Raw genomic sequence first — 25,808 nt, 5'->3', positions numbered from 1 at the left:
ACCGTATGAGGATGATCGATGCACTGCTCCGGCCGCCGGCGAGCCGGAAGGAATTACTCGCCGACGCGGTGCGGGTGCTGGGCGTGCTGAGCGTCATCGCGGCGCTGGTGCTGCTCGGCCCTGTGGAAACGTCCCTGTTCCTGCTGGTTTTGCTCGGACTGCTGGTGGGCCGGGCGCTGGACATGCTGCCGGGCTTCGACGCCGTCTACGGGCTGGTACTGCTCCTGGCTGCCTGGAGCAGCGTGGCAGACCTGTATGCCCGCATTTCCTGGTGGGACCTGGTCATTCACTGCGCCGCCACGGGAGTCCTTGCAGCGGTGACCTACTTCCTGCTGGTGCAGTTCGGCGCGGTCCCGTCACTTCGGCGGCCCCACCGCCCGTCCCGCGCCCTGACCCTCGCGGTGCCCGTGCTGGTCCTGGCCATCGGCTTGGGGATGAGTGTGTTGTGGGAGTTCGGCGAATGGTGGGGACACACCTTCGTGGACTCGAGTATCAACGTGGGCTACGAGGACACACTCGCTGATCTCGCGGCCGGAGGGCTGGGCGCCCTGGTTGCCGGGATCTTCATGGGAACTGCGGTCCGGCGCTCGGGTGCCCGGATCGACACCGCCCTGCCGCGGAGCAGCAATCACCGGCAAAACACGGACCGCTGACCCCGGCAGGGTAAACAAAATAAGGCATCCCGGGCAGCTGCCCGGGATGCCTTATTTTGTGCAGATACCGCTTATGTCCGGTACCCGGCTGTCCTAACGGGAGAGGTAACGCTCGTGCTCGCTATGGGCACGGGCCACGGTTTCACGGATTTCTTCGATGTCCTTGACCTTGTCGCGGTACTTGATGTCCATCTTCATGATGTCCCGCTCCTCATCGCACAGAGCCTTGTAGACGCGCTCGCGCTCTTCCGGATCGGAGGTGTAGCTCAGGTCCAGGTAGGCGTCGGCGTGGCGGCGGGCGTTGTTCACGGCGGCCATGGCCTTGCCAGCCGGGCTGACCAGGGAAGCCACTACCGTGACGGCCAGGACACCCACAATGACGGAGAGCGAAAGGCCGGTGCTGATTTCGAAGACCGGGACATGCTCGCCGCCGTTGATGAACGGCAGGGTGTTTTCATGCAGGGCGTGCAGGACAAGCTTGACGCCGATGAAGGCCAGGATGGTGGCGAGGCCGTAGCTGAGGTAGATGAGGCGGTCCAGCAGTCCGTCAATCAGGAAGTACAGCTGGCGCAGGCCCATCAGGGAGAAGGCCGTGGCGGTGAAGACAATAAAGACGTTCTGCGTCAGCCCGAAGATGGCGGGAATGGAGTCGAGGGCGAAGAGAATATCGGTGCCGCCGATGGCCACCATCACGAGCAGCATGGGGGTGAGAACGCGCTTGCCGTTCTCGATGGTGAACATCTTGTCGCCGTCGTACTTATCCGACGTGTGGAAGACCTTTCGGGCCAGGCGAATGATGAAGTTATTCGCCTCGTCGTCGCCTTCGGTGCTTTCGGGCTTGAGCAGGTTGCCTGCCGTGATCAGCAGGATCAGGCCGAAGAGGTAGAAGACCCAGGAGAAGGAGTTGATCAGCGCGGCGCCGAGGAGGATAAACCCGGTGCGGGCAATCAGTGCGAAGACGATGCCGAAGAGCAGGACCTTCTGCTGGTCCTCACGGGGCACCCGGAAGCTCGCCATGATGATCAGGAAGACAAACAGGTTGTCTACCGACAGGGCTTTCTCGGTGATGTAGCCGGCGAAGTATTCGGTGCCCATCTGGGTGCCGCCCAGGAGCCACACAACAACGCCGAAGAGGATGGCCAGGCCCACGTAGATGGCGGACCAGACGGCCGCTTCCTTCAGCGTGGGGATATGCGCCTTGCGGATGTGGAAGAAGTAGTCAAAGGCCAAAAGGCCCAGAATGACAACAATGGTCACTCCCCAGACCAAGGGGGAAACAGTCATGAACGTCTGCTTTCGTAGGGTACGCCAAAGGAGCATAGGTCTCTCCCGCCAGCAAATGATGCTGGCCGCTGAACCCGGCGGAGCGTCGGTGCTCCACGTGTTGACGGATATCGGCGTTTTGGGATACTCCCCTACGAAGTTTTCAGTCTAACAGGACCAAATCCGCCTCCGTGTCCACGTCGCGTCCGTCCGCGAGGTCGGAGCAGTCCCGGACATCCACCAGTTCGGGGTGTGCCGCCAGGAATGACCGGGCACCGGCGTCCGTGTTCCCGGCCTCGGCAGCGGCGGGATCCTCCCCACCCATGACGCCCGGCCCGAGACTCCGGGCTGCAAGCGATACATCAAAAAGCACGGGGTGGCCCCGGTGCAGCCGTCCGTCCGCGTCCCGGTATCCGGCGGCGGCAATCCGTCCCGGCACCCAGGCCGAGCGGAGCCGGGAGACGGCTTCCGCAGTCAGGCCGGGCTGGTCAACCAACGCGACGAGCACCGCCGCGGGGCGCAGGGAAACCGCGGCAGCGATCCCCTGCCGGTAACTGGTGCCCATGCCGCGCTGCCAGTCCGGATTCAGCACCGTTCCGGCACCCGTCAGGTCGGCTTCGTCCAGGATGCGGGTGCTCTCAGCCCCCAGCACCACCAGTACGTCCCTACACCCGCCGGCCAGCAACACGCTGATTTGGTGTTCCACCAGGGGTCGGCCGCGGAAGGGCAGCAGTGCCTTCGGACCCCGGCCCAGCCGGGTGCCGGCCCCCGCAGCCAGCACCACGGCAGCCGTCACCGGTTCACTCATCGATTTCCCTTCCACCGCTGCCCTCACTGACTGGACCACCCTGCCTCAATGCCCGCCTGTTAAAACGCTGCAGCCACCGCGCAGGCTCCAGCGCGGCGGCCACACTATATGGTCAGGCTGTTCAGCCTTCGCAGTCCTTGCAGTAAGCGACGCCGTCTTTCTCCACGGCCAACTGCGAGCGGTGGCGGACGAGGAAGCAGGAGTTGCAGGTGAACTCGTCTTCCTGGGGCGGCACTACGCGTACAAGCAGTTCCTCGCCGGAGAGGTCGGCGCCGGGAAGTTCGAATCCCTCGGCTGCTTCGGCTTCATCGACGTCAACTACGGCAGACTGCTTATCGCTTCGCCGGGCCTGGAGTTCCTCGATGGAGGCGGTGCCGGCTTCTTCCTCAGTCTTGCGCGGTGCGTCGTAATCTGTAGCCATCTTCTCGGCTCACACTCCAAATCCGTAGTTGTCTTCTTCCGGGCACTCGATACTAGCCGACCATAACGGCTGTTCCGCTGCAGGATATTCCCATCGGATACTCCGACAGTCATTTTTCTTCAGGTTCGGCATCCGGCCCCGAAAATCCCCCCGGTATCCCAACGTGCCTGCACCTGTGCAGGTTCCGCCGTCCGGTGTTCCTCTTCCGGGGACAGTGTTCCTTTCCCCGCGACGGTGTTCCTTTCCCCGAGAACAGAGAAGGAGCGGACGGGCCCGTCCGCTCCTTCTCAAAACAACTTCCTTACGGCGCAGTGCCGCCCGGTTATGACTCCGGCTGCGGCTCAGCGGGAGACATCTTGTGATCTCCCCCGGAGGTGTAGCCGCCGGCGGGGCTTCCCGCCGCGGAGGAGCCGGACCCTGCCGTTGTGGAAGCAGAACCGGATCCCGAAGATGAACCGGTGACCTTGGAGGCAGCATCCTTGGCTGCACCGGTGACCTTGTCCTGCAGGCCCGGAGCCTTCTCCTTGGCCCAGTCGGTGCCATGGGACACCGTGTCCTGCACCTTCGGGTCCTTCCAAAGCTGCATCAGTTTCTCGCGGCCACCCTTGGAGCCTGCCAGGTAGCCCACGCCCATACCGGCCAGAAATACGAACTTCTTTACCATGGTCTTCCTCTTCTCCTGCCCTCACGGGGCCTCGATAAGTTCCGTCCACATGCACCCTACCGTCCAAAACGGCAGGTTCAACAGCCAGCTTACTATTTCAGGACGGATTCGCATCTTGGTCGAACAGGCGGGAGCGAATGAGGAAGCGTTTGCCTTCGGGTGCCTCGACGGAAAACCCGCTTCCCCGTCCGGGCACAACATCCACGGTGAGATGGGTGTGTTTCCAGTAGGCAAACTGTTCCCGGGACATCCAGAACTCCAGGTCCTCCCCGTCCAGGCTGAACACTCCCAGCAGGACATCCGCGTCCCCGGGCAGGAAGTCACCCTTCGGATAGCACATGGGCGACGAGCCGTCGCAGCAGCCCCCGGACTGATGGAACATCAGGGGCCCGTGGCGCTCGAGAAGGCTCCGCAGCAGTTCCTGCGCCGCGGCGCTCAGCGCCACCCGGGAGAATTCCTCCCCGGGCAGCGCCGCACCGGCGTTGAGCACTGAGTCAGGGGCAGCATCCATCAGTACCCGATCACCACCCGGCCGTCGACGTGGCCGCCGCGCAACTCGTCCATCACGGTATTGATCTCCTCCAGGCTGCGGATACTGATGTTGGGATGGATCAGGCCCCGGTCGTAGAAATCAATCGCCTCGGCCAGGTCCTGACGCGTGCCCACAATGGACCCGCGGATGGTCAGCCCCTTGAGCACGATGTCGAAGATCGGGGCAGGGAAGTCTCCCGGCGGCAGCCCGACGAAAACAATCGTTCCGCCGCGGCGGGCCATGCCGATTGCCTGCCCGAAAGCAGCCGGATGAACGGCAGTCACGAGGACCGCGTGCGCACCGCCGACCTTTTCCTGGATCGCTTCCGCCGGATCCTCGGTGCTGGCATTTACCACCACCTCCGCTCCGTACTTCTTCGCGAGCTCCAACTTGTCATCACTGATATCGACGGCGGCCACGCGCAGCCCCATGGCTTTGGCATACTGCACTGCAACGTGGCCGAGACCGCCGATCCCAGAGATGACCACCCACTGTCCGGGGCGCGCCTCGCTGACTTTCAATCCCTTATAGACCGTGACACCGGCGCAGAGGACGGGCGCAATTTCCTGCGGGTCCGCACCCTCCGGAATACGTGCGGCAAACCGGGCATCCACCAGCATGTACTGGCCGAAGGATCCGTCCACTGAATAGCCGCTGTTCGTCTGGTCTTCGCACAGCGTCTCCCACCCCGTCCTGCAGTATTCGCAGACGCCGCAGGCGGAGGCGAGCCAGGCGTTGCCGACCATGTCGCCGGGTTTCAGATCCGTGACGCCTTCGCCGACTTTGACCACTTCCCCCACCCCTTCGTGCCCGGGAATGAAGGGTGGCGTCGGTTTGACAGGCCAATCCCCGTCCGCGGCGTGCAGATCCGTATGGCAGACACCGCTCGCCACGAGCTTGACGAGTGCCTGCCCCGGCCCGGGTTCCAGCACCGCCACGTCCTCGACGGAAAGCCCTTCACCCAACTGGTTCACAACTGCTGCTTGCATGCTGGCCATTCGATCCTCACTTCGATCGTTGGTACGGGAAATCCAGCGTAGGCGCACTCCCCGGTGCTTAGAAGAAGCCCTGCTTGTTCTCCGCATAGCTGACCAGCAGGTTTTTCGTCTGCTGGTAGTGGTCCAGCATCATGGCGTGGTTTTCGCGCCCGATGCCGGAGGACTTGTAGCCGCCGAACGCCGCGTGGGCCGGGTAGGCGTGGTAGTTGTTGACCCAGACCCGGCCGGCCTGGATGTCCCTGCCCGCCCGGTACGCGGTGTTCCCGTCACGGGACCAGACGCCGGCACCCAACCCGTAGAGCGAGTCATTGGCAATGGCGAGGGCCTCACCGTAATCGGAGAAACGCGTCACCGAGACTACCGGTCCGAAAATCTCCTCCTGGAAGATGCGCATGCTGTTGCTGCCTTCGAATACCGTGGGCTGCACGTAGAAGCCCTCGGACAGGTCGCCGTCAAGATGTGCGCGCTCTCCGCCGGTGAGGACCTTGGCTCCTTCCTGCCGGCCGATGTCCAGGTAGGAGAGGATCTTCTCCAGCTGGTCGTTGGAGGCCTGGGCGCCAACCATGGTGTTGGTGTCCAGCGGGTTGCCCTGCACCATCTGGGCGGTGCGGGCCAGGGCGTCGGACATAAAGGAGTCGTACATCGAGTCCTGGACCAGTGCCCGCGAAGGACAGGTGCAGACTTCGCCCTGGTTCAGGGCGAACATGTTGAACCCCTCCAGTGCTTTGTCGTAGAAGGCATCGTTTTCCCGGGCAACGTCGGCGAAGAAGATGTTCGGGCTCTTGCCGCCCAGTTCCAGCGTGACCGGGATAAGGTTCTGGCTGGCGTACTGCATGATCAGGCGGCCGGTGGTGGTTTCGCCGGTGAACGCGATTTTCCGGATCCGGTTGGAGGAGGCCAGGGGCTTGCCTGCCTCCACACCAAAGCCGTTCACCACATTCAGCACGCCCGCCGGCAGCAGGTCCGCGATGAGTTCCATCAGCACCATAATGGAGGCCGGTGTCTGCTCGGCGGGCTTGAGTACGACGGCGTTGCCGGCCGCCAGCGCGGGCGCCAGCTTCCAGGTGGCCATCAGGATGGGGAAGTTCCACGGGATGATCTGCCCCACCACGCCGAGCGGCTCATGGAAATGGTAGGCCGTGGTGTTGTCATCGATCTGGGACAGGGATCCTTCCTGGGCGCGGATGGCTCCGGCGAAGTAGCGGAAGTGGTCCACCGCCAGCGGAAGGTCCGCCGCGAGGGTCTCGCGGATCGGCTTGCCGTTGTCCCAGGTTTCGGCCACGGCGAGCATTTCGAGGTTTTCCTCGATCCGGTCCGCGATGCGGTTCAGGATCAGTGCACGCTCGGCCACCGATGTTTTGCCCCACGCGCCGGCGGCCTTATGCGCCGCGTCCAGTGCCAGGTCAATGTCTTCGGAGGTTCCGCGGGCTACCTCGCAGAAAGGACGTCCGGTGACGGGAGTGATGTTTTCGAAGTACTGGCCCTTGACCGGGGCCACCCATTCGCCGCCAATCCAGTTCTCGTAGCGTGGCTTGAAGCTGACCTTGGATCCCTCGGTTCCGGGCTGGGCGTAAACACTCATTTCCGCTCCTTCTGTATTCGACATCGGTGTCGGTGCTGATAGTCAGAGGGTAGGTAGGGCAACGTTGCATGTACGTTGCATTACACAGGCCCTACTATTGGCACGCGGGACAGCCGGATCCGGGCGGCCCGCCCTCAGCCGCAGGCCGTGCGGCCCGGCGGAAGGACGTCCGTGAGCACACCTGAGCAGAGCCGCTACGTGAAGTACCGCTGGTGGGGGCTGCTGGCGATCAGTCTTGGCGTCGCCACCATCATCATGGACGCCACGATTGTTTCGGTGGCCATTCCCTCCGTGGTGGGTGACCTGGGTATTTCCAGCACGCAGATCCAGTGGGTGCAGGAGATCTACACGCTGTTGTTCGCAGCCCTGCTGCTGACCTGGGGGCGGATTGCGGACCGGGTGGGACGGCGGCGGATCATGCTCCTCGGCGTCGTCATTTTCGTCGGAGCGAGCCTGATGTGTGCGCTCGCCGGGTCCGGCGGGCTGCTGATTTTCGGCCGGGCGCTGCAGGGCCTGGGCGGTTCCATGATCCTGCCGACCACGCTGGCGCTGCTCAACGCCAACTTCCAGGGGCGGGAACGCGGTATCGCCTTCGCCGTGTGGGGTTCGACCATCGGCGGCATGGCGGCGGTGGGGCCCCTGCTGGGCGGCTGGCTGATTGAAAATGCCAGCTGGCGGTGGGCCTTCGGCATCAACCTGCCGGTCGGGGTGCTCGTCATCGCCGGATTGCTGCTTTTCGTGGCGGAATCCTCCGAGTCCAGTGTGGGCCGTGACCAGCGGCTCGACGTCGGCGGGGCCGTGCTTTCGATCCTGGGTTTCGGTGCCCTGGTGTTCGGCCTGATCGAAGGCCGCAGCTACGGCTGGTGGTCACCCACGGAGGACGCCCCGTTCACGGTGGCGTCCCTCTCCCCCATCCCGTGGGTGTTCCTGCTCGCAGCGCTGTCCCTTACGGCCTTTGTGCTGGTCCAGCGGCGGCGGACACTGGCCGGGCAGGGGGTCATCCTTGACCTGTCCCTGTTCCGCATCCGGTCCTTCGCCAACGGCAACCTCACGGCACTGTTTGTCAGTTTCGGCGAATTTGGGCTGATCCTCTCCCTGCCGCTGTGGTTCCAGAACGTCCTGGGCTACACCGCCTTCCAGGCCGGGCTTGCCCTGCTGCCGCTGGCGGCCGGTTCCTTCCTGGCGTCCGGCGCGGTCGCAGGACTCTCCCGGCGGTACAGCCCGATCATTGTGGTGCGCATCGGGCTAAGCCTGGAAGTGCTGGGCATTGCCGTGCTGGCGCTGCTGCTCCGTCCGGACAGCACTGCGTGGCTCACCTCCCCGCTGCTGTTTGTCTACGGTCTGGGCGTGGGCCTTGCCACCGCCCAGCTGACCTCCGTCATCCTCGCCGAGGTGCCGGTGGAGCGCAGCGGGCAGGGCTCGGCCACGCAAAGCACCGCCCGGCAGACCGGCTCCGCCCTGGGCATCGCTGTCCTGGGCACGGCCTTTTTCACCACCCTGCGCGACGGCACCCGGGACGGCACCGCGGACGGGGTGGCGGCCTCGCCCCAGCTGGCACCGGCGGTGGAGTCCGTTGATGCCTCCTCCGGCGGCACAATCAGTGCGCTCGCCGAGAACCCGGCGACTGCGTTTATTGCCGATGCCGCCCGCGAGGCCATGACCCATGGAGCGTCTCTGGCCGGCTGGATTGCCGCCGGGGCACTGGTTATCGGGCTGCTCACCAGTCTGCGGATCCATCCTGTTCCCGCTGCGCAGGAGGGCGGGAGAAAGGACGGCTCCGGCCACCCGGACGCCCCTCCGGCTGCCGGCGGAACCGCTGCGGAGCCGGGCCGTAAGCCGTAGGCGACGTATTTTCGGGCAGGGCCGCCACCGGCCGGGGGGATCAGGCCAGGTCCCGCTCAATCCGCTCGAGGGCGGTCACGACGGCGGACCGCCGGGGCGAACGCGGCGGCAGCAGACGCAGCGCGAGCTGCCACGCCTCGACGTCGTGCGCGGCCTCGGGCAGCTGCAGATACTGGAGCAGGGTGTCCGCGCCCGCGTCTGCGAGCATTGCTTCACGCAGCACTGCCGAGACCTCGGTGCGGAGCCCGACGGCGGCCGGTGATTCTGAGCGGGGAAGCACCGGACCCCGGTACATCCGCAGGGCAACCCGGTAGGCACCCCGTTCCAGGAACCGCAGTACCTGCGTCGCGTCCACGACCAGGGGCCGGGTCAGCCGGTACGGACGCGAGAGCGGAACCAGAGCGTCCGCGCCGGAGGCTGGTAAGGACTCCATGAGGTTGCGCAGGCGCAGCATTTCGGCACGCACTGTGCCTGCCGGGCATCCTTCGGGGTACGCCAGCACCGCCAGGTCCCCCGCTGTCAGCCCCTCCGGATGCAGCGCCAGCACGGTCAGCAGCCCGCCGTGGCGGGAGCTCAGTTCCATCGAGCTGCCGCCGGTATGCAGGACGGCGTGATCCCGGCCCAGTACCTCCAACGTGTCGGAAAAGAGGGAGACAGCACGGGTTTCCGCAGGCGGGGCGGGTGCGGTGCGGTTCGTCGCGGTACCCGTCCCGGCGGCTCTTCTGGCCGGGTCCTGCCGGGATTGCAGCCGCTGCACCTGGAGTTGCGCCTCGGCGGCGGCTACTGCCGCCCGGACGAGGGCGAGCGTATGCGGAGCCACGGCATCCGGGCCGCCCGTGATGTCCACGACTCCGAGCACTACGCCGGTGTCCGGGTCCCGGACGGGCACGGCGGTGCAGTTCCATGGGTGGACCAGACGGCTGAAGTGTTCCGGCCCGGCGATCTGGACGTCCGCTGCGGTGGCCAATGCCGTTCCGGGAGCGGATGTGCCCACGGTCCTTTCGGACCAGTCCGCTCCGGCAACGAACAGCATGCCCTCGGCCCGGCGGCGCAGGCCGGCGTCGCCGTCCACCCACATCAGCCGGCCCAGTTCATCGCCAACGGCTACCAAAAGCCCGGAGTCCTCGCCGGGTTCCACCAGCAGGCGGCGGATCACCGGCATCACGGCGGCGAGGGGGTGGGCTGCACGGTAACGGAGGAGGGCGTCGTCGTCGAAAACCAACTCCGCACCGGATACCTCGGGCCCGGATAGGTGCAGCAGGGAACGTTGCCAGGACTCGCGGACCGGGGGCCTCAGCCGCTCCAGCCAGCCGTTTCCGGAGCCGAGCGATTCATGGGCTTGGATGGCGTTGTGCCGCAGGGCATCAGCGGGCGTCCTCGGCAGGACACCTGAGTGTTGGGTGTCCTGCCTGCCCGGTTTTTCTGCACGCGCTGAAATGCGCACGGCCCCCGCCTATCCACGCTGATAAACAGACACCGTCCGCGGACGGACGCTGTCAGGGAACACAACTCTTTTGTGTCATGCTCCCATGCGCAGACGGGCGGGGGCCAGAGTAGCCGCCGCTTTACTCTCCCCGGGAAATCCGGGTCATTTCCTCACGGTCCACTACCTTCACGCGCTCGCGCACGAGTTCTCCGGCGGTCGGGTCCGGGTGGATGTAGGACGCGCCGAGGCTGCGCTCGTAGGCGTCCAGCTTCAGCCACCCTTCCCAGGTGGTGTAGGGAACTCCGCGTTCCTCCAGCAGGTCGATGATGGAGGACGGATCCGGGTGCGAGGCCTCGGGCAGGTTCAGCCTGTCCTCCAGCAGGAAGCCGATGGTCTCCAGGGCATCACCCTTGGTGTGCCCGATCAGGCCCACCGGACCGCGCTTGATCCAGCCCGTGGTGTAGATGCCCGGTACCGGGGTGCCGTCTTCGTTGATGACGCGGCCGCCCTCATTGGGGATCACGCCGCGGCGCTCGTCGTAGCCGACCTCGGGCAGTTCGGAGCCGAAGTAGCCGATGGCGCGGTAGACGGCCTGGACCGGGTAGTCCACGATCTCGCCGGTGCCGCGCACGTTGCCGGTGCCGTCGAGTTCGGTGCGTTCGAACTTCATGCCGGCGACCTTGCCCGGGTGCTCGGCGTCGTCGTAAATCTCCACCGGGCTGTGCAGGAAGTGCAGGTGCAGGCGGCGGGAGGCACCGGTGTCCTGCTCTTCCACCAGCCAGTTGGTCAGTGTGTTGACCATGGTTTTGGTTTGGTTGTTGGTGCGGATCGCTTCGTCGGAGCCCTCGTCGAACTCGAAGTCCTCCGGGTAAAGCACAATGTCTACGTCGCGGGAGTGGGAAAGTTCGCGCAGTTCCAGCGGCGTGAACTTCACCTGGGCCGGTCCGCGGCGCCCGAAGATGTGCACGTCCGTCACCGGAGACTTCTTCAGGCCTTCGTAGACGTTGGCCGGAATCTCGGTGGTGAGCAGGTCATCCGCGTGCTTGGAAAGGATGCGGGCGACGTCGAGGGCTACGTTTCCGTTGCCGATCACCGCTACTTCCTTGGCGTCCAGCGGCCATTCGCGCGGCACGTCCGGGTGTCCGTCATACCAGGAGACGAAGTCGGCACCGCCGAAGGACCCTTCCAGTTCCACGCCGGGTACGTTCAGTGGAGCGTCCTTGATGGCACCGGTGGCGAAGATGATGGCGTCGTAGAAGTGGCGGAAGTCCGTCAGCGTCAGATCGCGGCCGTAGTTGACGTTGCCGAGGAAGCGGATATCACCGCGGTCCAGGACCTTGTGGAGGGCGTTGACGATGCCCTTGATCCGCGGATGGTCCGGAGCCACTCCGTAGCGGATGAGGCCGTAGGGGGCGGGGTACTGGTCGAAGAGGTCAATGCTGACCTCGAAGTCCCGCTCGGCCTTGGTAAGGATGTCGGCGGCGTAAACACCTGCGGGGCCTGCACCGATAATGGCGACCCTCAAGGGACGCTGGGCGCTCTCCGCGGCTGGGTTAGTCACTGATAGTCCTTCTTCTCTTCGAAAGATCCGTAGGTGCGCAATTAACACACAGTTATTTATTCTAAATGCCGGGTTCCCCACCGTCTAAACGGTGCCGGGAAGGGATGCGGGAATAGGCGGCGGAGATTGTGTGTTGATGAGCACGTGCCATTCTCAAAGCCTGTCCCTGCCCTCCGCGGCGTGCGTAATGCCGAGCCCGATGCCGGTGCCCGCCGGGGTTCTGCCGATCCCGGTAATTCTGTTGTTGCCGGGTCCGGGTCGGGCGGCTCCGGTTCCGCAACCGCCGGTTCCGCGGGTGGCCCGGCGACTGGGCGCGAGAACCTGCCCGGAATCCTGTTCGGTGTAGGCGCCTACGGCCTGTGGGGCATGATGCCCCTGTACTTCATGGTTCTGGAACCGGCAGGACCAGTGGAGATAGTGGCCAACCGCGTGGTGTGGTCGCTGATCTTCTGCGCCATTCTCCTGACGGTCATGCGGGCCTGGAAGCCTATGCTCGCTGCCGGCCGCAACCCCCGCACCGTAGGAACCCTGGCCGGCGCCGCCGTGCTGATCGCCGTGAACTGGCTGACTTATTCCTGGGCTGTCCTGAACGGGCATGCCGTGGAAGCGGCCCTGGGTTACTTCATCAATCCGCTCGTCTCCGTGCTGCTAGGTGTCCTGGTTCTCAAGGAGAAGCTGCGTCCGCTCCAGTGGGCCGCCATGGGTGTGGGTTTCATAGCTGTCCTGGTCCTAGCACTGGCCTACGGAAATATGCCTTGGATTGCCCTGGCGCTGGCGTTCAGCTTCGGTTTCTACGGACTGGTGAAAAAGGGTATCGGGTCCCGCGTGGATGCCGTGTCCAGCCTGACCATTGAAACCGCGGTACTGACTCCGGTTGCAGCCGGCGTGATGATCTGGCTCTCCGTTACCGGTGCAGCGACCCTCACCGACAACGGATCTGCACATTTCTGGTTGCTGGCCGCGTCCGGCGTCATCACCGCCGTACCCCTGATCTTCTTCGGTGCCGCGGCCCGCCGCCTTCCGCTCTCCACGGTAGGGCTGCTGCAGTATCTGGCACCCACGCTGCAGTTCATCATCGCCCTGGCCGTTTTTAAGGAGGCCATGCCTCCCGAACGCTGGGCGGGCTTCGGGCTGGTGTGGCTCGCCCTGGTCATCCTGACCGTCGACATGATTGGCGGACCGCGGCGCAACCGCCGGCTGCGTGCCGCGGCTTCCGCACTCTAGGCGGTATCCCCGCTCCTCCTTCCCTCCACATCGGATTTTTCGTCGCGGAGGGGCCGGGGTTATGCCCGTACTCAGCGGGCTCCTCTCCGGCTTGAGCTGCTGCCGGGCAGACTGCTCTCATGACGGCAGAGCTTTGGGCACAGGCGGAGCAGGTGAACCCCTTCGCTGCTCCTGCTCCGGCGGCCCCGACCACTGCTGACGCGGTGCATGATGCAGCAGCCTTGCTCGCTGCGGCACGCGGCTGTGCTGAGTCCGCATCCGGGGAATGGCATCTTTTGGGTCTTGCCGAGGCGACGGAAGCTGCGTCCCTTGTCGAAGACCTGTCCCGCGTCACCGGGTACCTGCAACTGCTTCTGGCTGGCGCTATTGACCGGCACAGGCCCGCGGAGACACTGGGCACGCCGGTGGGTTTGTCCGGCTCCGGCGCCCTGGGATCCGGGAACATGGGATCCGGCGCCCTGGGACCCGGGGACACGGGCTCCAGGAACGCAGACACGGAAGATGGCTCCGTTGAGTCTGCGGCCGGCGGCGGGCCAAGTCTCCCCTTGCGAGGCCGATCCCGTAAGTTCCGGGAATTCCGGAGTACTGCAGACTATCTGCGGGCCCGCCTGCGGATATCCCGGGGCGAAGCGAAACGGCGGCTGAACCTCGCCGCTGCCATCCTTCCGGGGAACAGCATCACCGGCCAGCCTCTCCCGCCGTCCTTTCCCTTGCTGGCCGATACGTGTTCCCAGGGGGTGCTGTCCGTATCCGGGGCCGAGCTCATTCTCCAGTCCCTGGAGCAGGCGGAGCCGCGTCTGGAGGCTGATGCCCTCGCAACCATGGAGAAGCAGCTGACCGCTGTGGGTGCCGCACAGGACCATGATTTCCTGATCCGTACGGCACAGCACTGGCTCGCACTTTTGGACCAGGAAACGCCTCCCAGCGAAAAGGAGCTCACTCAGTTCCAAGGCGTCTTCCCTGGCCGCCGCAGGAACGGTCTTCACCATCTGCATATTTACTGCACCGGCGAACAGCACGAGGCGCTCACTACGGCCATGAACAGCGGGGCAAATCCGCGCCTCAATCCACCCGCTCCCCTGTTGCCCGTCCCCTCCGGGCGGCTGCCGGAACCAACCCGGCCGCAGCAGCTTCTGAATGGTCTGCTTGGGGCAGTCCGGGCCGGTCTCGCCTCGGGCGGGGTGCCGGCCGCGGGCGGTCTGCGTCCGCAGGTCATGGTCACCATCAGCCACGACGTTTTGCTGGCAGGAATCGCCACCCTTTGCCGAACCCGCGTAGACACGCCCAGCGCCGGGAACAGCGTGGACGGCACCAATCCTCCCGATGGCCCACGGGCAAGGTACGCAGGACACTCTCCTAGTCCCGGGACCGCAGCCTTCTCCGGGCCGATACCGGTAGAGGAGGTACGCAGGCTCGCCTGCGATGCAGATCTGCTTCCGGCGGTACTGGGAACCTCGGGACAGGTGTTGGAGCTTGGAAGGTCTGCGCGGTTGTTTCCACCGCATCTTCGTAAGGCGCTGCACGCACGTGACCGCGGCTGCACCTTTCCTGGATGCACCATTCCGGGGCCATGGACGGAGGCACATCATGTCACCTTCTGGGAACACGGAGGCGGGACGGGGATAGGAAATGGAGCACTGCTGTGCTCGTTCCACCATCATCTGATTCATCAGGGAAACTGGCAGGCAACGATGCAGTCCGGCATTCCGTGGTTCCGGCCTCCGGCCTATGTGGATCCGGAGCGGCGGCTGCTGAGGAACACCTACTTCCACCCGGGGTAGGAATCCGCAGGGCCTCCGTTTCCAGGGCCCCTTCCAAACGGCCCCTTCCACGGGCCCTTCCATGGCCGCCTCTGTAGCCCCTTCCACGGGCCCTTCCACGACCACTTCGATGGCCGCCTCTATGCCCCCCCCCTTCCACGGCAACCGGATGGAGTGCCGGCTTCAAAACACGGAATGCCCCTCCCTGCCAGGAAATCCGGCAGGAAGGGGCATTTGCGGTCCTTGCGAGGGGTCCGAACCCGCGGCTTATCCCTGAAGCGTCCGCCTGCGGACCGTCACGATGGCGGCAGTACCTGCCATCACGAGCAGCGCACCAAGCACAGCGGTGAGCAGCTGCCAGGAGTTCAGGCCGGTAGCGGCCAGCTGGCTTTCCTCGTTGGCGGCGCTCGCAGCAGCGGGGGTACCGTCGGGGAGGGCCTGAGCATCCGGCATTGCAGCCGTGGCGGCGGAACCCAGTACGGTGACCGGCGCTTCAACCGAGAACCCCTGCCATCCGGCAAACTCACCGTTGCTGGACAGCGCCACCCGGTGGTTTCCGGCGGGCAGCTCCGCGGGAATCTCCAGGGCAATCATGCCTTGGGAATCCGCAGTCATCAGACCCAGATCCACGGGGGTGGAGTGCAGGACGACCCGGTAGGAAGCGTTCGGAGTCAGCCCCTTGAGCGTCAGCAGACTTCCGTGTGCCACCGCTGCAAAGCCGCCGCGAGCGGAGTCGGTGAGCACTGCCGGGGCCGTGGGATCCGCAAGAGGTTTCCTTGCCGGCGCTTCCGGACGAGGTGCAGCGTTCTCGGCCGTCCGGGCTGCCGCAACCGATTCCTCGGCGCTTTCCTCAACATCGGGCTGCGGCGAGGCGACCGTGGGGGCATCAATGACCGGAGACTGCGACGGTGCAGCAGGTGTTTCGGGGGCAGGTGAAACAACCTGCTTTTCCTTCTCCGCGGCCGCCTGCTCCGCGGCGACGCGGTCGGCCTCGGCCTTCTCTGCCGCAGCTTTGTCCGCGGCGGCCTTGGCAACACGATCAGCCTCAGCCTTCTGTGCCGCAGCCTTGGCAACACGGTCCGCTTCAGCCTTATCTGCGGCTGCCTTGTCCGACGCAGCCTTGTCCTCTGCAGCTTTGTCAGCGGCCGCCTTATCTGCCGCAGCCTTGTCAGCCGCAGCCTTATCCCCTGCAGGCTTGTCCGCGGCAACCTTATCTGCCGCTGCCTTGTCAGCCGCAGCCTTGTCCGCGGCGGCTTTGTCCGCGGCCGCCTTCGCAACACGGTCAGCCTCGGCCTTCTCTGCCGCAGCCTTGTCCGCTGCAGCTTTCTCCGCGGCAATCCGGTCAGCTTCAGCCTTTTTCGCCTTTTCGGCCTCCGCCTTCTCCGCGGCAATGCGGTCGGCTTCAGCCTTTTTCGCCTTTTCGGCCTCCGCCTTCTCCGCGGCGATCCGGTCGGCTTCAGCCTTTTCGGCCTCGCTCACTACCGGCAGTCCGCCGCCGGAACCGGCAGGGTACGCTCCGAAATCGGCGGTGATCAGATAGGTGCCGTTGTTGGGTCCTGCGGTCAGGCGCACGGCCCCAATACCAACGTCCGTAAAGGAAGGGTTCAGTATGTTGGCGTTGTGCGGCGCGGAGTTGACCCACCACGAGAATGCCTGATCCACGTTGTGGTTCCAGACGATGTTTTCAGACCAGCCCTGCGAACCGGCAGGATAGCCGGCCGGCAGGCTGCCGTTGTGGGCGAAGGTGTATGCGCCGGCCAGCTCGGCGGCGACGGCGGAGCCCGCAGTCCAGTCCTGTGCCACAGCGCTGATCTGCGGATTCCAGGCCAGCGGTGCCAGGCCTGCTTCGGCACGGTGACTGTTGATCAAGCTGTATATCCGGTTGGCCGCTTGTGTTTCCATGGTCGCTGCCGATGCCGAGGGAAGCGCCACCAGGGCGCTCACTACGGCGATCAGGGCGACTGCCAAGGCACTGACAGATTTCCTTACACGCACTACGAGTCCTCTGAGTCCGGACCCGCACAGGGCCCTGGTTTCATACGCGAGGCCCTAACGGACAGCCCGCGGAACACCCCTTCCGTTCCAAGGGGCGCCCAGCGAATCTACACCACTCAGGTCGCACCAACAACACCAGCACCATCTGCAACAAGGCACAGCCGGGCGTAGCCGGTTCTCAACCGACGGCGCGGACCGCATCCACCAGCACATTCATGGCGTCCAGCAGCAGCTCATCCCCAATGGTCAGCGGCGGCAGCAGCCGGATGACATTGCCGTACGTGCCACACGTCAGCACAATCACGCCGGCCTGCAGGCAGGCGGCAGCTATTGCTTTCGCTACACCGGCGTCGGGCTCCTTGGAACCGGGCACCACGAACTCCATGGCGAGCATTGCACCGCGCCCGCGGACATCCCCGATGATCCCGGTCTCTTCCGCCAGCTCGGTAAGCCGCGGAAGCACAAGATCCTGAATCCGGCGTGCCCGGCCGGAAAGGTCCTGTGACTCCATGGTGTCCATGGCGGCCAGGGCGGCCGCACAAGCCACCGGGTTGCCGCCGTAGGTACCGCCAAGCCCGCCGGGATGCACGGCGTCGAGCAGGTCGGCCCGTCCGGTGACTGCAGACAGCGGCAGTCCGCCGGCAATTCCCTTGGCCATGGTGATCAGGTCCGGGACCACACCCTCATGCTGCACTGCGAACCATTCCCCCGTGCGGCAGAAACCGGACTGCACTTCGTCGGCAATGAACACCACCCCGTTGGCCCGCGCCCACTCTGCCAGACGCGGCAGAAAGCCCTCGGCAGGAACAATGAAGCCGCCTTCGCCCTGGATAGGTTCAATCAGCAGTGCCGCAAGCCGGTCGGCTCCGATCTGCTTTTCAATCGCGAGAATGGCGCGGTCGGCAGCCTCGGCGCCCGTGATCTCCGGGTTTTCCTCGCGGTACGGATAACTCATGGGCATCCGATAGATTTCCGGCGCAAACGGTCCGAACCCGGTTTTGTAGGGCATCGCCTTGGCCGTCAGTCCCATGGTGAGGTTTGTCCGCCCGTGGTACGCGTGGTCAAAGGCCACCACGGCGTCGCGGCCGGTGGCCGAGCGGGCAATCTTGACCGCGTTCTCCACTGCTTCTGCACCGGAGTTGAACAGCACTGTCCGTTTGTCGAAGTCCCCGGGCGTCACCTCGGCCAGCCGCTCGGCCACCGCAACATACCCCTCGTACGGGGTCACCATAAAGCAGGTGTGGGTGAAGTGCGCTGCCTGCTGCTGCACGGCGGCAACGACGGCGGGGTCGGAGGCACCCACGCTCGTCACCGCAATGCCGGACCCCAGGTCGATGAAGGCATTGCCGTCAACGTCCACGACTATCCCGCCGTCGGCGTCGGCGGCATAAACCGGAACGGTGGAGGCAACTCCCCGGGCTACAACTGCCGCCCGGCGTGCCTCAAGGGCGGCGGATTTCGGCCCGGGGAAGGAACCATTGATCCGGCGGTTCTGTTCAATGCGGAAGCTGGGAGTGATGATGGGCGTGGTCATGGCGCGGCCTCTCAGGAAAGTGCTGTGGACGTCAGGATGCTGCGGGAATTAGGCATCGAGAGCCGTCATGACGTGTTTGATCCGGGTGTAGTCCTCGACGCCGTACATCGAGAGGTCCTTGCCGTAACCGGAGTTCTTGAAACCGCCGTGGGGCATCTCCGCGGTGAGCAGGATGTGGGTGTTGATCCAGACGGCGCCGAAGTCCAGGTCGCGGGACAGCCGCATGGCCCGGCCGTGGTTGGTGGTCCAGACGCTGGAGGCCAACGCGTATTCCACGCCGTTGGCCATTTCCACTGCTTCTTCCTCACTGGTGAACCTCTGCACGGTGATGACCGGGCCGAAGGTTTCCTTCTGCACAATGTCGTCATCCTGGCGGGCACCGGTGATGACGGTGGGCTCGAAGAAGAACCCCTTGGAGCCGGCGCGTTTACCGCCGGTTTCCACTGTGCAGTGCGCCGGCAGCGCTTCGATGACTGCATTGACGGCATTGAAGTGGTTGATGTTGTTCAACGGGCCGAAGTAATTGTCTTCGTCGTTATCGCTGCCGGTCTTCAGCTCCCGTGTCGCCGCAACGAGCTTTTCCACGAGGGCGTCATGGGCTGAGTCCTCGACCAGCACCCGGGTGATGGCGGTGCAGTCCTGGCCCGCATTGAAGAACGCGAACTCGGCCACGGCCTGTGCCGTGCGATCCAGATCGGCGTCGGCGAAGACCACCGCGGGAGCCTTGCCGCCCAGCTCCAGATGGGCTCGCTTGAGGCCCTTCGCAGCCCCGGAGGCGACGGCGATGCCCGCCCGTACGGATCCGGTAATGGAAACCAGGCCGGGCACAGGATGCTCCACCATCAACGCACCGGTTTCACCGGTCCCCAGCACCACGTTGAGCACACCGGCGGGGAAAATATCCCCGGCCAGACGGGCAAGCACCAAGGCGGACTCCGGTGTTGTATCCGAGGGCTTGAGCACCACGGTGTTTCCTGCCGCGAGCGCCGGACCGATCTTCCAGACGGCCATCAGCAGCGGGTAGTTCCACGGTGCAACCTGTGCGACGACGCCGATCGGCTCGCGACGGACAAAGGAGGTGTGCCCTTCAAGGTATTCGCCGGCGGACTTGCCCTCCAGCAGCCGGGCGGCACCGGCGAAGAACCGCAGCTGGTCGGCACCCACGGCAACCTCCTCGGCCGCGATCACCGAGCGGACCTGGCCGGTGTTGCGGTGCTGGGCTTCGACAAGCTCGTCCGCGTTGGCTTCCAGCGCATCGGCCAGACGGAGCAGCATCATCTGCCGCTCACTGGGTGTCGTCCGCTTCCATGCCCGGAACGCACCGGCGGCCGCACTCATGGCGGCATCGACGTCGGCCTGGACGGACACCGGTGACACAGCCACCACTTCTCCGTTGGTCGGGTTGACGATGTCCACCACCTCCGTACCCCGGGAGGGGACGAACTCGCCATTGATGAAGTTCTGCAAAGTCTGCGCCATGCCGGAGGTCCTTTCACAAGCGGTCCCGGCGTGCCCCGGGGTATCCCCAAGCTACTGTGCGGCACCCGTCACATCCAGAGCCATCCGCACAGGGAACCCGGTGACATTCGGTGCAGATGTCCAAGGGCCGCACTCTTATAGTGGGGTAATGCCCATCACACTTCCGGATCTGCTGACCGCCGGTGGCTTGCACCTGATCCGCCACGGCTCGGCGCCGCTTTCCATGCGACCCATTCAATGGGTAGCGGTTACGGAGCTGGAGGATCCCTCTCCCTTCCTCGGCGGCGGTGAGGTGGTGCTGACCACGGGACTGCGGCACGGCAGCGTGCACGTCCAGCGCAGCTTCGTCCAGAGTGTGAAGAAGGCAGGCGCTCTGGGCATCGGATTCGGCACCGGGCTGGGCCACGACACGGTACCCGCCGAGTTGCTCAGGGAGACGGACCGGCTGGGCATCCCCGTTTTTGAGGTTCCCTACAGCACCCCGTTTATGGCGCTGGGAAAACTGGTCGCGGATTCCCTTTCCTCGGAACACGTCGCGCAGCTGCACCGCTTGCTTTCCGGGCACCAGGTCCTGGCGGAGGCTTTGCTCAGCGGAAAGGGACTGTCCCGCCTGCTCGAGCAGCTTTCGTTGCTGGTCTCCGCTGACGTGGGGCTTTTCCAGTACGGTGCCTGCGTTTTTGCCACTGCGGAACCGGACGCCACCTGGCGCCGTTTCCCTGTGGCTACCGGAAGGCGGGATCGCTGCACCCTCGCCATCGCTGAGCCCTTTGTGCAGCCGGACATCGTGGCCTATGCCCGAAGCCTGCTCGGGGTGGAGCTGAACAACCAGGCGGTCCGCAGAGCCAGCGAGCGGGATGTCACTGGCCAGCTGCTCAGCGATGTAGTGGACGGCCGGCTGACCGGACAGGATGCGGCGGCACGGCTGCGCCCGGCCGGCATCAATACCGACCTACGGCAGTCCGTACTGCTGGTAGCCGTTGCTTCCGGGCAGGTGCGGGAGCTTCCGGCCCTTCCGCTGCCCGTTGACTTGGACCGCGCACCAACCGCCATATATGACGGGCATCTGGCTGTGGTGGTACCCGCCGGAGAGACGGTCGGGAGAGCGGATGCGCTCAGCGCCTATCTTTTCGCAGCGGGTCTCACCGCCAAAGTGGGAATTGGCGGCGCCTATACGGGAGCGGCCGGTCTTCGCTGGAGTTACTACGAGGCCCGGGAGGCCCTGCAGCGAAGAGCCGCCGTCAATGAACCGGAGCGCTTGAGCCTGACGTCCCTGCTCATGTCCAGCCGTGATGTTCCGCTGGCAGATCTGGCAGCGGAAGCACTGGACCCGCTGGAAGCGTTTGACCGTGCGCACGGGGCACAGCTGATTCCCACTCTGGAGGCATACCTGCTGCACAACGGCTCAGTGGCGGCCGTGGCAACGGACCTGGGACTGCACCGCAACACGGTCCGCTACCGGCTGACACAGGTAGCCGAGCTGTCCGGGCACGACCCCGCAGTTACCGCTGACCGGGTCCATCTGTACCTGGCGCTGAACGTTCGCCGCCTTGGCAGTTGAATCCTTGCAGTTAACCTAAAGGAATGACGAGCACCGCACTGGCCAGGACCATCCGCTGGCAGGGACAGGATGATCCGGACCGAACGGACACGGCCGTCGTGTCTTTCCGTGACCGGGAGCTCGCCGCTGCGGGGACCTCCGTGAGCACGGACTACACGGCCTCATGGACCTTGTCCACGATTCCGGGCTGGGTCACCAGCCAGCTGTCCGTATCGGTCACCGGAAACGGCTGGTCCCGCTCGCTGAGGCTCGAGCGAAGCATTGAGGGTCGCTGGTCCGCCGAGACAACGCAGAGCGGCGCCGCTGATCTGCCTGAGCCGGGCATCAGCGATCCGCGCAGTCTGGATGAGGCGCAGGACTGCGACGTGGCCCTGTGCCCGGCCACAAACACCATGCCTATCCTGCGGCTGGATCTGCTTAATGACTCTGCTCCCCCGGATGAAACCCAGCTGACCATGGCGTGGGTGGAAATGCCGAGCCTGCGGGTGGTACCGAGCCGGCAGGTCTACTCCCAGGTCCGGGCCTATTCTCCGGAGGCGGGCCACGCCGTCGTGCTCTACAGTTCCGAGAGTCACGGGTTTACCGCGGAGTTGAAGGTCGACGCCGACGGCACGGTCATCGACTACCCCGGATTGGCGACCCTCCTGCCTTAGGGACCCCCGAATCAGGGAGCATCCGCGACCGGCGGTCCATGGCCGTCCCGGACTCTCCCCCGGCAGTGCCCCCTCCCCGGGCACCGGCTCGGCACGTCCCCCGGCACCGCTAGGATTGGAATACACCCACTCACCGCACGCTTGGAGACCACATGAGTGAAATTTTTCTGGATCGTTTCCGCGCCTTGGTCCCCAAGTACCTTGAGGACAACTGGCGCGAAGAAGACGGCATCCCCGAGCCGGAGCTCGATGCCATGCTGGCTGAGCACGATTTCCGCATCCCGCTGGTCCTGCGTGAGTTCTACCTTGCGCTGGGCGGTTGCGAAGACCTGATGGAGGCCTTCCACTTCTTCTGGGACCCGGATGAGCTGGAAATTGAAGACGGTTACCTGCTCTTCCTCGAGGATGAGGATGAGAAGTTCGTCTGGGGCATCCGCGAGGACCAGCTGGACGTGCCGGATCCGATTGTTTGGCGCCGCAACAATGCCCGCGGTGACTGGCAAAGCGAGGAAGGCACGCTGAGCGAGTACGTGCTGGACATGTTCGAGTGGATTTTCGAAGAGGACGAGGACGAGGACTGAGCCTTCGATGAGGGACGCGAGTGAAGCCGTCTGGAAGAGTCACGCCCCGCAGGGCTACGAGTGCCCGTTCTGCGATCTGGCGTCCGGTGAGTTCCGTTTCGCCGGGAACCTCTGCGAGCCCGGAGACCTGATCTATTCGGATGACCTGGTGCTTGCCTTCATCGCCTCGCACGGCTTCGATCCGGAGCCCGGCCACGTCCTGGTCACTCCGCGCGCCCACTATGAACTGCTCTACGAACTGCCCGACGACGTCGCCGCCCGGATCATGGTGGTGACCCGGGACATGGCCGTGGCCATCAAGAAGGCATGGGCTCCCGACGGCGTCACCACCCGCCAGCACAACGAACCTGCCGGCAGCCAGCACGTCTGGCATTACCACCAGCACGTCCTGCCGCGCTGGACCGATGACGGGCTCTACTTCACGCCGAAACGGCCCATCGTGCCGCCGGCAGTGCGTGCCCGCAAGGCCGCAGAGCTCCGCGCCGTCCTGTAACGCGGGCGGCGGCACGGGCTTGGTTCCGCCGGGCGGCACGACCCTGATTCCGCCGGACGGCACGGGTTTCATTCCGCCGGGCGTGCCGACCCTGGTTCCGCCGGACGGCACGGGCTTGGTTCCGCCGGGCGGCGGCACGGGCCTGGTTCCGGTGGTCCTGCCTGCCCGCCTGGGTCGGCCGGTCCGGCCGTCCCGGGTTCCGGTGGTCCTGCCCGCCTGGGTCGGCCCTCGCCCGCCCCCCTGGTCCGCCCTAGTTTCCCGTTCCGGCAGAGCGGCCGTGGGCCAGTCCGGTAGGAATGCCGAGGAAAGCGGGTTCGGGTGTGCCGCAGCACACCACCGGTTCCAGCCCTCGGGCCGATTCTTCCCCAGGTTGTTCCCCCATTTCTTCCCCACCCAGCTCTTCAGCGGCCGCCACTTCCACAGCCGCCACTTCCGCAACCGGTGCGCCGCAGCTGCTTGACGACGTGTCGCAGCTGCCGCCCACGTCTGAGGAACAGACGCCCGTTTCGGGCAGGACAAGCTGGACCTCGTCGGCCGCCCTCCGGTCTCCGGCAAGGGCTGCGGCGATGGAACGGACCTGCTCGTAGCCCGTGGCCATCAGGAACGTGGGGGCCCGGCCGTAGGACTTCATCCCGGCAATGTAGAAGTCTTTTTCCGGGTGGGACAGCAGCCCGGCGCCGTGTGGTTCAACCGTTCCGCAGCTGTGGAATTCGGGATCAATCAGGGGTCCCAGTGCCCGCGGTGCCTCCACCGCTGGATCCAGCTCCAACCGCATTTCCCGCAGCATGTCCAGATCCGGCCGGAATCCCGTGGCCGGAACCAGCTGGTCCACATCCAGCTGCATCTCGCCGGCCGGCGTGCGACCGGTTACCGCGAGCGTCCCGGAGGCCTTGAATCCCGTGATGGTAAACGAGGTGTGCAGTTCGATGCGGCCCTCCGTCACCAATGCACGGAGCCGGCTGCCCAGCGCACCGCGGGCCGGCAGCCCGTCGAGGTCTCCGCCGCCGTAGACCCCGGCGGCCGATGCGCTGCGGATAGCCCAGCTGATTCGGGTGCCGGGATGCTGCCCGGCAAGATCCCCCAGGGCCAGCAGAGTGTTCGCGGCCGAGTGGCCCGCACCGACCACCAGGACGTGCCTTCCGGCGAACCGCGGCCGGTCCCGCCCGGTGACATCGGGTAGTGGTCCGGTGATGAACCCCAACCTGACAGCTTCGGCTTCCCCGGCGGCAGGCAGCCCTGAACGGCCCAGCGGATTCGGGGTCCGCCAGGTGCCGGAGGCGTCGATGACGGCACGCACGTGGTAGTCGGCGATGCCGCCACCGGCGGCTTCGGTCCGGATGAGGAACGGTGCGTCGTCCCGTCCGCCGGAGCGGGTCTTATCCAGGCCCTCCCGGCTCACAGCGAGAACACGGGTGGATGTGTGCAGGGCTTTCGCGATCGCCGGGACCTCGGCCAATGGCTGCAGGTACTGCTCCTGCAGTTCGGCACCGGTCGGCAGGGTTTCATCGTCCGGCGCCTGCCATCCGGACGAGGCGAGCAGGCGGCGGGCGGCAGCGTCGGTGTTGTACCGCCATGGGGAAAACAGCCGGACATGTCCCCAGGCGGCGACGGCGGCCGCGGGTGTTGCTCCGGCCTCGAAGATGATCGGGGCCAGGCCGCGCTCGAGCAGGTGCGCAGCGGCGGCCAGGCCCACGGGTCCGGCGCCGATTATGCCAATCGGAAGCCCGGAGCCTGCGGTGGTTGCAGTTACAGCAGCGTCGGTACCGTGTGTCATGCCGCGGGCATCAGGTCAGCGACCAGCTTGTGGATCCGGATCTTGATCTCGTCCCGGATGGGCCGGACCGCCTCCAGACCCTGGCCGGCGGGGTCCTGGAGGTTCCAGTCCTCGTAGCGCTTGCCGGGGAAAACCGGGCAGGAGTCGCCGCACCCCATGGTGATCACGACGTCTGACGCCCGCACGGCGTCAGTTGTCAGGACCTTGGGCAGTTCCGCTGACATATCGATACCGTCCTCGGCCATCGCTGCCACGGCAGCGGGGTTGACGGACTCAGCGGGAGCGGATCCGGCCGAGCGGACCTCAATCCGGCCCTGGGCCAGGCTGCGAAGGTAGGCCGCCGCCATCTGGGAGCGGCCCGCGTTGTGCACGCAGACGAACAGGACGGAGGGCACGGCGGGAGTATCGGCGGTGCTCATCGAATCACCTTTTCTAGGGGGCGAAAGTCTTCCCCGGGGTGGAAACGGAAAGGAAAACAGCAGACATCGAAATATATCGATATGAAGTATTCCCCCAGACATCGACAGATGTCAATCTATGGGCATAATGGATGGGTGACCACCGCTGCAACCCGTACCGATCCCGATGCCTGCTGCACGCCGCTGACCTCCGAACCGCTCAGCGTAGAAGATGCCAGCCGGTTCGCGCGCCTGCTCAAGGCAGTTGCCGACCCAACGCGACTGCGACTGGTCTCCTTGATCGCCGCTCAGGAGAACAAGGAAGCGTGCGTCTGTGATCTGACGGAACCGGTGGGCCTGGGCCAGCCCACGGTGTCGCACCACCTGAAAATCCTGGTGGATGCAGGCATTCTCCACCGCGAAAAGCGCGGTGTATGGGCCTACTACTCCATCATTCCCGGCGCACTGGAGCGCGCAGCGGCTGTTCTCTCTCCCCGCTGAACATCATGGCTGCCGTTCCGGCGCCTGGCGCACGGCCCATTTTCCATCCGGCCCGTAACGCCCCATAGCCAGCATTGCCCTGCACCGGGCAGAGGGATTACGCGTCGT

The 25,808-nt window shown here is 65.4% G+C and carries 23 protein-coding genes; 9 read left to right on the top strand and 14 right to left on the bottom strand.

Annotated features, from left to right (window positions below; genetic code table 11):
* Positions 1 to 11: 11 nt before the first annotated feature.
* A complete protein-coding gene (locus AC5RTS_RS09915; protein ID WP_493991897.1) occupies positions 12 to 653 on the top strand; it encodes a DUF2238 domain-containing protein in 642 nt (213 codons plus the stop codon).
* Positions 654 to 746: 93 nt separating this feature from the next.
* On the opposite strand, the gene AC5RTS_RS09910 is transcribed toward AC5RTS_RS09915, so the two are convergent.
* The 7 genes from AC5RTS_RS09910 to adh form a co-directional block, all read right to left on the bottom strand.
* On the bottom strand, positions 747 to 1,937 hold the full coding sequence (locus tag AC5RTS_RS09910) for a TerC family protein (RefSeq protein WP_493991896.1): 1,191 nt from the start codon (positions 1,935 to 1,937) through the stop codon (positions 747 to 749).
* A gap of 142 nt (positions 1,938 to 2,079) precedes the next feature.
* Positions 2,080 to 2,724, bottom strand: coding sequence for a nucleotidyltransferase family protein (locus tag AC5RTS_RS09905; protein WP_493991895.1), 645 nt, complete (start codon positions 2,722 to 2,724; stop codon positions 2,080 to 2,082).
* Between the two features lie 121 nt (positions 2,725 to 2,845).
* On the bottom strand, positions 2,846 to 3,145 hold the full coding sequence (locus AC5RTS_RS09900; RefSeq protein WP_227902387.1) for a DUF4193 domain-containing protein: 300 nt from the start codon (positions 3,143 to 3,145) through the stop codon (positions 2,846 to 2,848).
* Positions 3,146 to 3,467: 322 nt separating this feature from the next.
* A complete protein-coding gene (locus AC5RTS_RS09895; RefSeq protein ID WP_493991894.1) occupies positions 3,468 to 3,809 on the bottom strand; it encodes a hypothetical protein in 342 nt (113 codons plus the stop codon).
* Between the two features lie 97 nt (positions 3,810 to 3,906).
* On the bottom strand, positions 3,907 to 4,320 hold the full coding sequence (locus AC5RTS_RS09890) for a DUF779 domain-containing protein (protein ID WP_493991893.1): 414 nt from the start codon (positions 4,318 to 4,320) through the stop codon (positions 3,907 to 3,909).
* Complete coding sequence (adhP, locus tag AC5RTS_RS09885) at positions 4,320 to 5,339, bottom strand: alcohol dehydrogenase AdhP (RefSeq protein ID WP_493991892.1); 1,020 nt, start codon at positions 5,337 to 5,339, stop codon at positions 4,320 to 4,322. Before adhP ends, AC5RTS_RS09890 begins: the two co-directional genes overlap by 1 nt.
* Before the next feature lie 58 nt (positions 5,340 to 5,397).
* A complete protein-coding gene (gene adh / locus AC5RTS_RS09880; RefSeq protein ID WP_493991891.1) occupies positions 5,398 to 6,921 on the bottom strand; it encodes an aldehyde dehydrogenase in 1,524 nt (507 codons plus the stop codon).
* Positions 6,922 to 7,092: 171 nt separating this feature from the next.
* Here adh and AC5RTS_RS09875 point away from each other — a divergent pair, with 171 nt between their 5' ends.
* Positions 7,093 to 8,763: a DHA2 family efflux MFS transporter permease subunit gene (locus tag AC5RTS_RS09875; protein WP_493991890.1), complete on the top strand. Its 1,671-nt coding sequence runs from the start codon at positions 7,093 to 7,095 to the stop codon at positions 8,761 to 8,763.
* A gap of 40 nt (positions 8,764 to 8,803) precedes the next feature.
* On the opposite strand, the gene AC5RTS_RS09870 is transcribed toward AC5RTS_RS09875, so the two are convergent.
* Together AC5RTS_RS09870 and AC5RTS_RS09865 are read right to left on the bottom strand one after the other, a co-directional pair.
* The gene (locus AC5RTS_RS09870; RefSeq protein WP_493991889.1) at positions 8,804 to 10,207 is read right to left on the bottom strand and encodes a GAF domain-containing protein; all 1,404 of its coding nucleotides are present in this window, start codon (positions 10,205 to 10,207) and stop codon (positions 8,804 to 8,806) included.
* A gap of 121 nt (positions 10,208 to 10,328) precedes the next feature.
* The gene (locus tag AC5RTS_RS09865; protein WP_493991888.1) at positions 10,329 to 11,750 is read right to left on the bottom strand and encodes an FAD-dependent oxidoreductase; all 1,422 of its coding nucleotides are present in this window, start codon (positions 11,748 to 11,750) and stop codon (positions 10,329 to 10,331) included.
* Between the two features lie 180 nt (positions 11,751 to 11,930).
* On the opposite strand from AC5RTS_RS09865, the gene rarD reads away from it, so the two are divergent.
* Positions 11,931 to 12,974 carry an EamA family transporter RarD gene (rarD, locus tag AC5RTS_RS09860; RefSeq protein ID WP_493991887.1) on the top strand — a complete coding sequence of 348 codons (1,044 nt, stop codon included), beginning with the start codon at positions 11,931 to 11,933 and terminating at the stop codon, positions 12,972 to 12,974.
* 119 nt (positions 12,975 to 13,093) lie between these two features.
* The gene (locus AC5RTS_RS09855) at positions 13,094 to 14,755 is read left to right on the top strand and encodes an HNH endonuclease signature motif containing protein (RefSeq protein ID WP_493991886.1); all 1,662 of its coding nucleotides are present in this window, start codon (positions 13,094 to 13,096) and stop codon (positions 14,753 to 14,755) included.
* Between the two features lie 246 nt (positions 14,756 to 15,001).
* Here AC5RTS_RS09855 and AC5RTS_RS09850 read toward each other — a convergent pair whose 3' ends face one another.
* The 3 genes from AC5RTS_RS09850 to AC5RTS_RS09840 form a co-directional block, all read right to left on the bottom strand.
* Entirely contained in the window at positions 15,002 to 16,702 is a 1,701-nt protein-coding gene (locus AC5RTS_RS09850) for a CAP domain-containing protein (protein ID WP_493991885.1), read from the bottom strand.
* A gap of 205 nt (positions 16,703 to 16,907) precedes the next feature.
* Positions 16,908 to 18,263 (bottom strand): 4-aminobutyrate--2-oxoglutarate transaminase, encoded by a 1,356-nt coding sequence (gene gabT / locus AC5RTS_RS09845; protein ID WP_493991884.1) that lies wholly within the window; start codon positions 18,261 to 18,263, stop codon positions 16,908 to 16,910.
* Positions 18,264 to 18,311: 48 nt separating this feature from the next.
* On the bottom strand, positions 18,312 to 19,742 hold the full coding sequence (locus tag AC5RTS_RS09840) for a gamma-aminobutyraldehyde dehydrogenase (protein ID WP_493991883.1): 1,431 nt from the start codon (positions 19,740 to 19,742) through the stop codon (positions 18,312 to 18,314).
* Between the two features lie 148 nt (positions 19,743 to 19,890).
* On the opposite strand from AC5RTS_RS09840, the gene AC5RTS_RS09835 reads away from it, so the two are divergent.
* From AC5RTS_RS09835 to AC5RTS_RS09820, 4 genes are all read left to right on the top strand, one after another.
* Positions 19,891 to 21,300 (top strand): PucR family transcriptional regulator, encoded by a 1,410-nt coding sequence (locus AC5RTS_RS09835; RefSeq protein ID WP_493991882.1) that lies wholly within the window; start codon positions 19,891 to 19,893, stop codon positions 21,298 to 21,300.
* Positions 21,301 to 21,323: 23 nt separating this feature from the next.
* Positions 21,324 to 21,953 (top strand): putative glycolipid-binding domain-containing protein, encoded by a 630-nt coding sequence (locus tag AC5RTS_RS09830; protein WP_493991881.1) that lies wholly within the window; start codon positions 21,324 to 21,326, stop codon positions 21,951 to 21,953.
* A gap of 152 nt (positions 21,954 to 22,105) precedes the next feature.
* Positions 22,106 to 22,534: a hypothetical protein gene (locus tag AC5RTS_RS09825; protein ID WP_227902401.1), complete on the top strand. Its 429-nt coding sequence runs from the start codon at positions 22,106 to 22,108 to the stop codon at positions 22,532 to 22,534.
* 7 nt (positions 22,535 to 22,541) lie between these two features.
* Positions 22,542 to 23,027 (top strand): HIT family protein, encoded by a 486-nt coding sequence (locus tag AC5RTS_RS09820; RefSeq protein ID WP_493991880.1) that lies wholly within the window; start codon positions 22,542 to 22,544, stop codon positions 23,025 to 23,027.
* 250 nt (positions 23,028 to 23,277) lie between these two features.
* Here AC5RTS_RS09820 and AC5RTS_RS09815 read toward each other — a convergent pair whose 3' ends face one another.
* Together AC5RTS_RS09815 and AC5RTS_RS09810 are read right to left on the bottom strand one after the other, a co-directional pair.
* The gene (locus tag AC5RTS_RS09815; RefSeq protein WP_493991879.1) at positions 23,278 to 24,801 is read right to left on the bottom strand and encodes an NAD(P)-binding domain-containing protein; all 1,524 of its coding nucleotides are present in this window, start codon (positions 24,799 to 24,801) and stop codon (positions 23,278 to 23,280) included.
* A complete protein-coding gene (locus AC5RTS_RS09810) occupies positions 24,798 to 25,220 on the bottom strand; it encodes an arsenate reductase ArsC (protein ID WP_493991878.1) in 423 nt (140 codons plus the stop codon). Before AC5RTS_RS09810 ends, AC5RTS_RS09815 begins: the two co-directional genes overlap by 4 nt.
* Before the next feature lie 108 nt (positions 25,221 to 25,328).
* On the opposite strand from AC5RTS_RS09810, the gene AC5RTS_RS09805 reads away from it, so the two are divergent.
* Positions 25,329 to 25,700 carry an ArsR/SmtB family transcription factor gene (locus AC5RTS_RS09805; RefSeq protein WP_493991877.1) on the top strand — a complete coding sequence of 124 codons (372 nt, stop codon included), beginning with the start codon at positions 25,329 to 25,331 and terminating at the stop codon, positions 25,698 to 25,700.
* The last annotated feature ends 108 nt before the right edge of the window (positions 25,701 to 25,808 follow it).

Source organism: Arthrobacter sp. MDT1-49-2 (genome assembly GCF_059090185.1).
The sequence above is the reverse complement of the archived record's forward strand: the minus strand, read 5'-3'. Positions and strand labels throughout refer to the sequence as shown.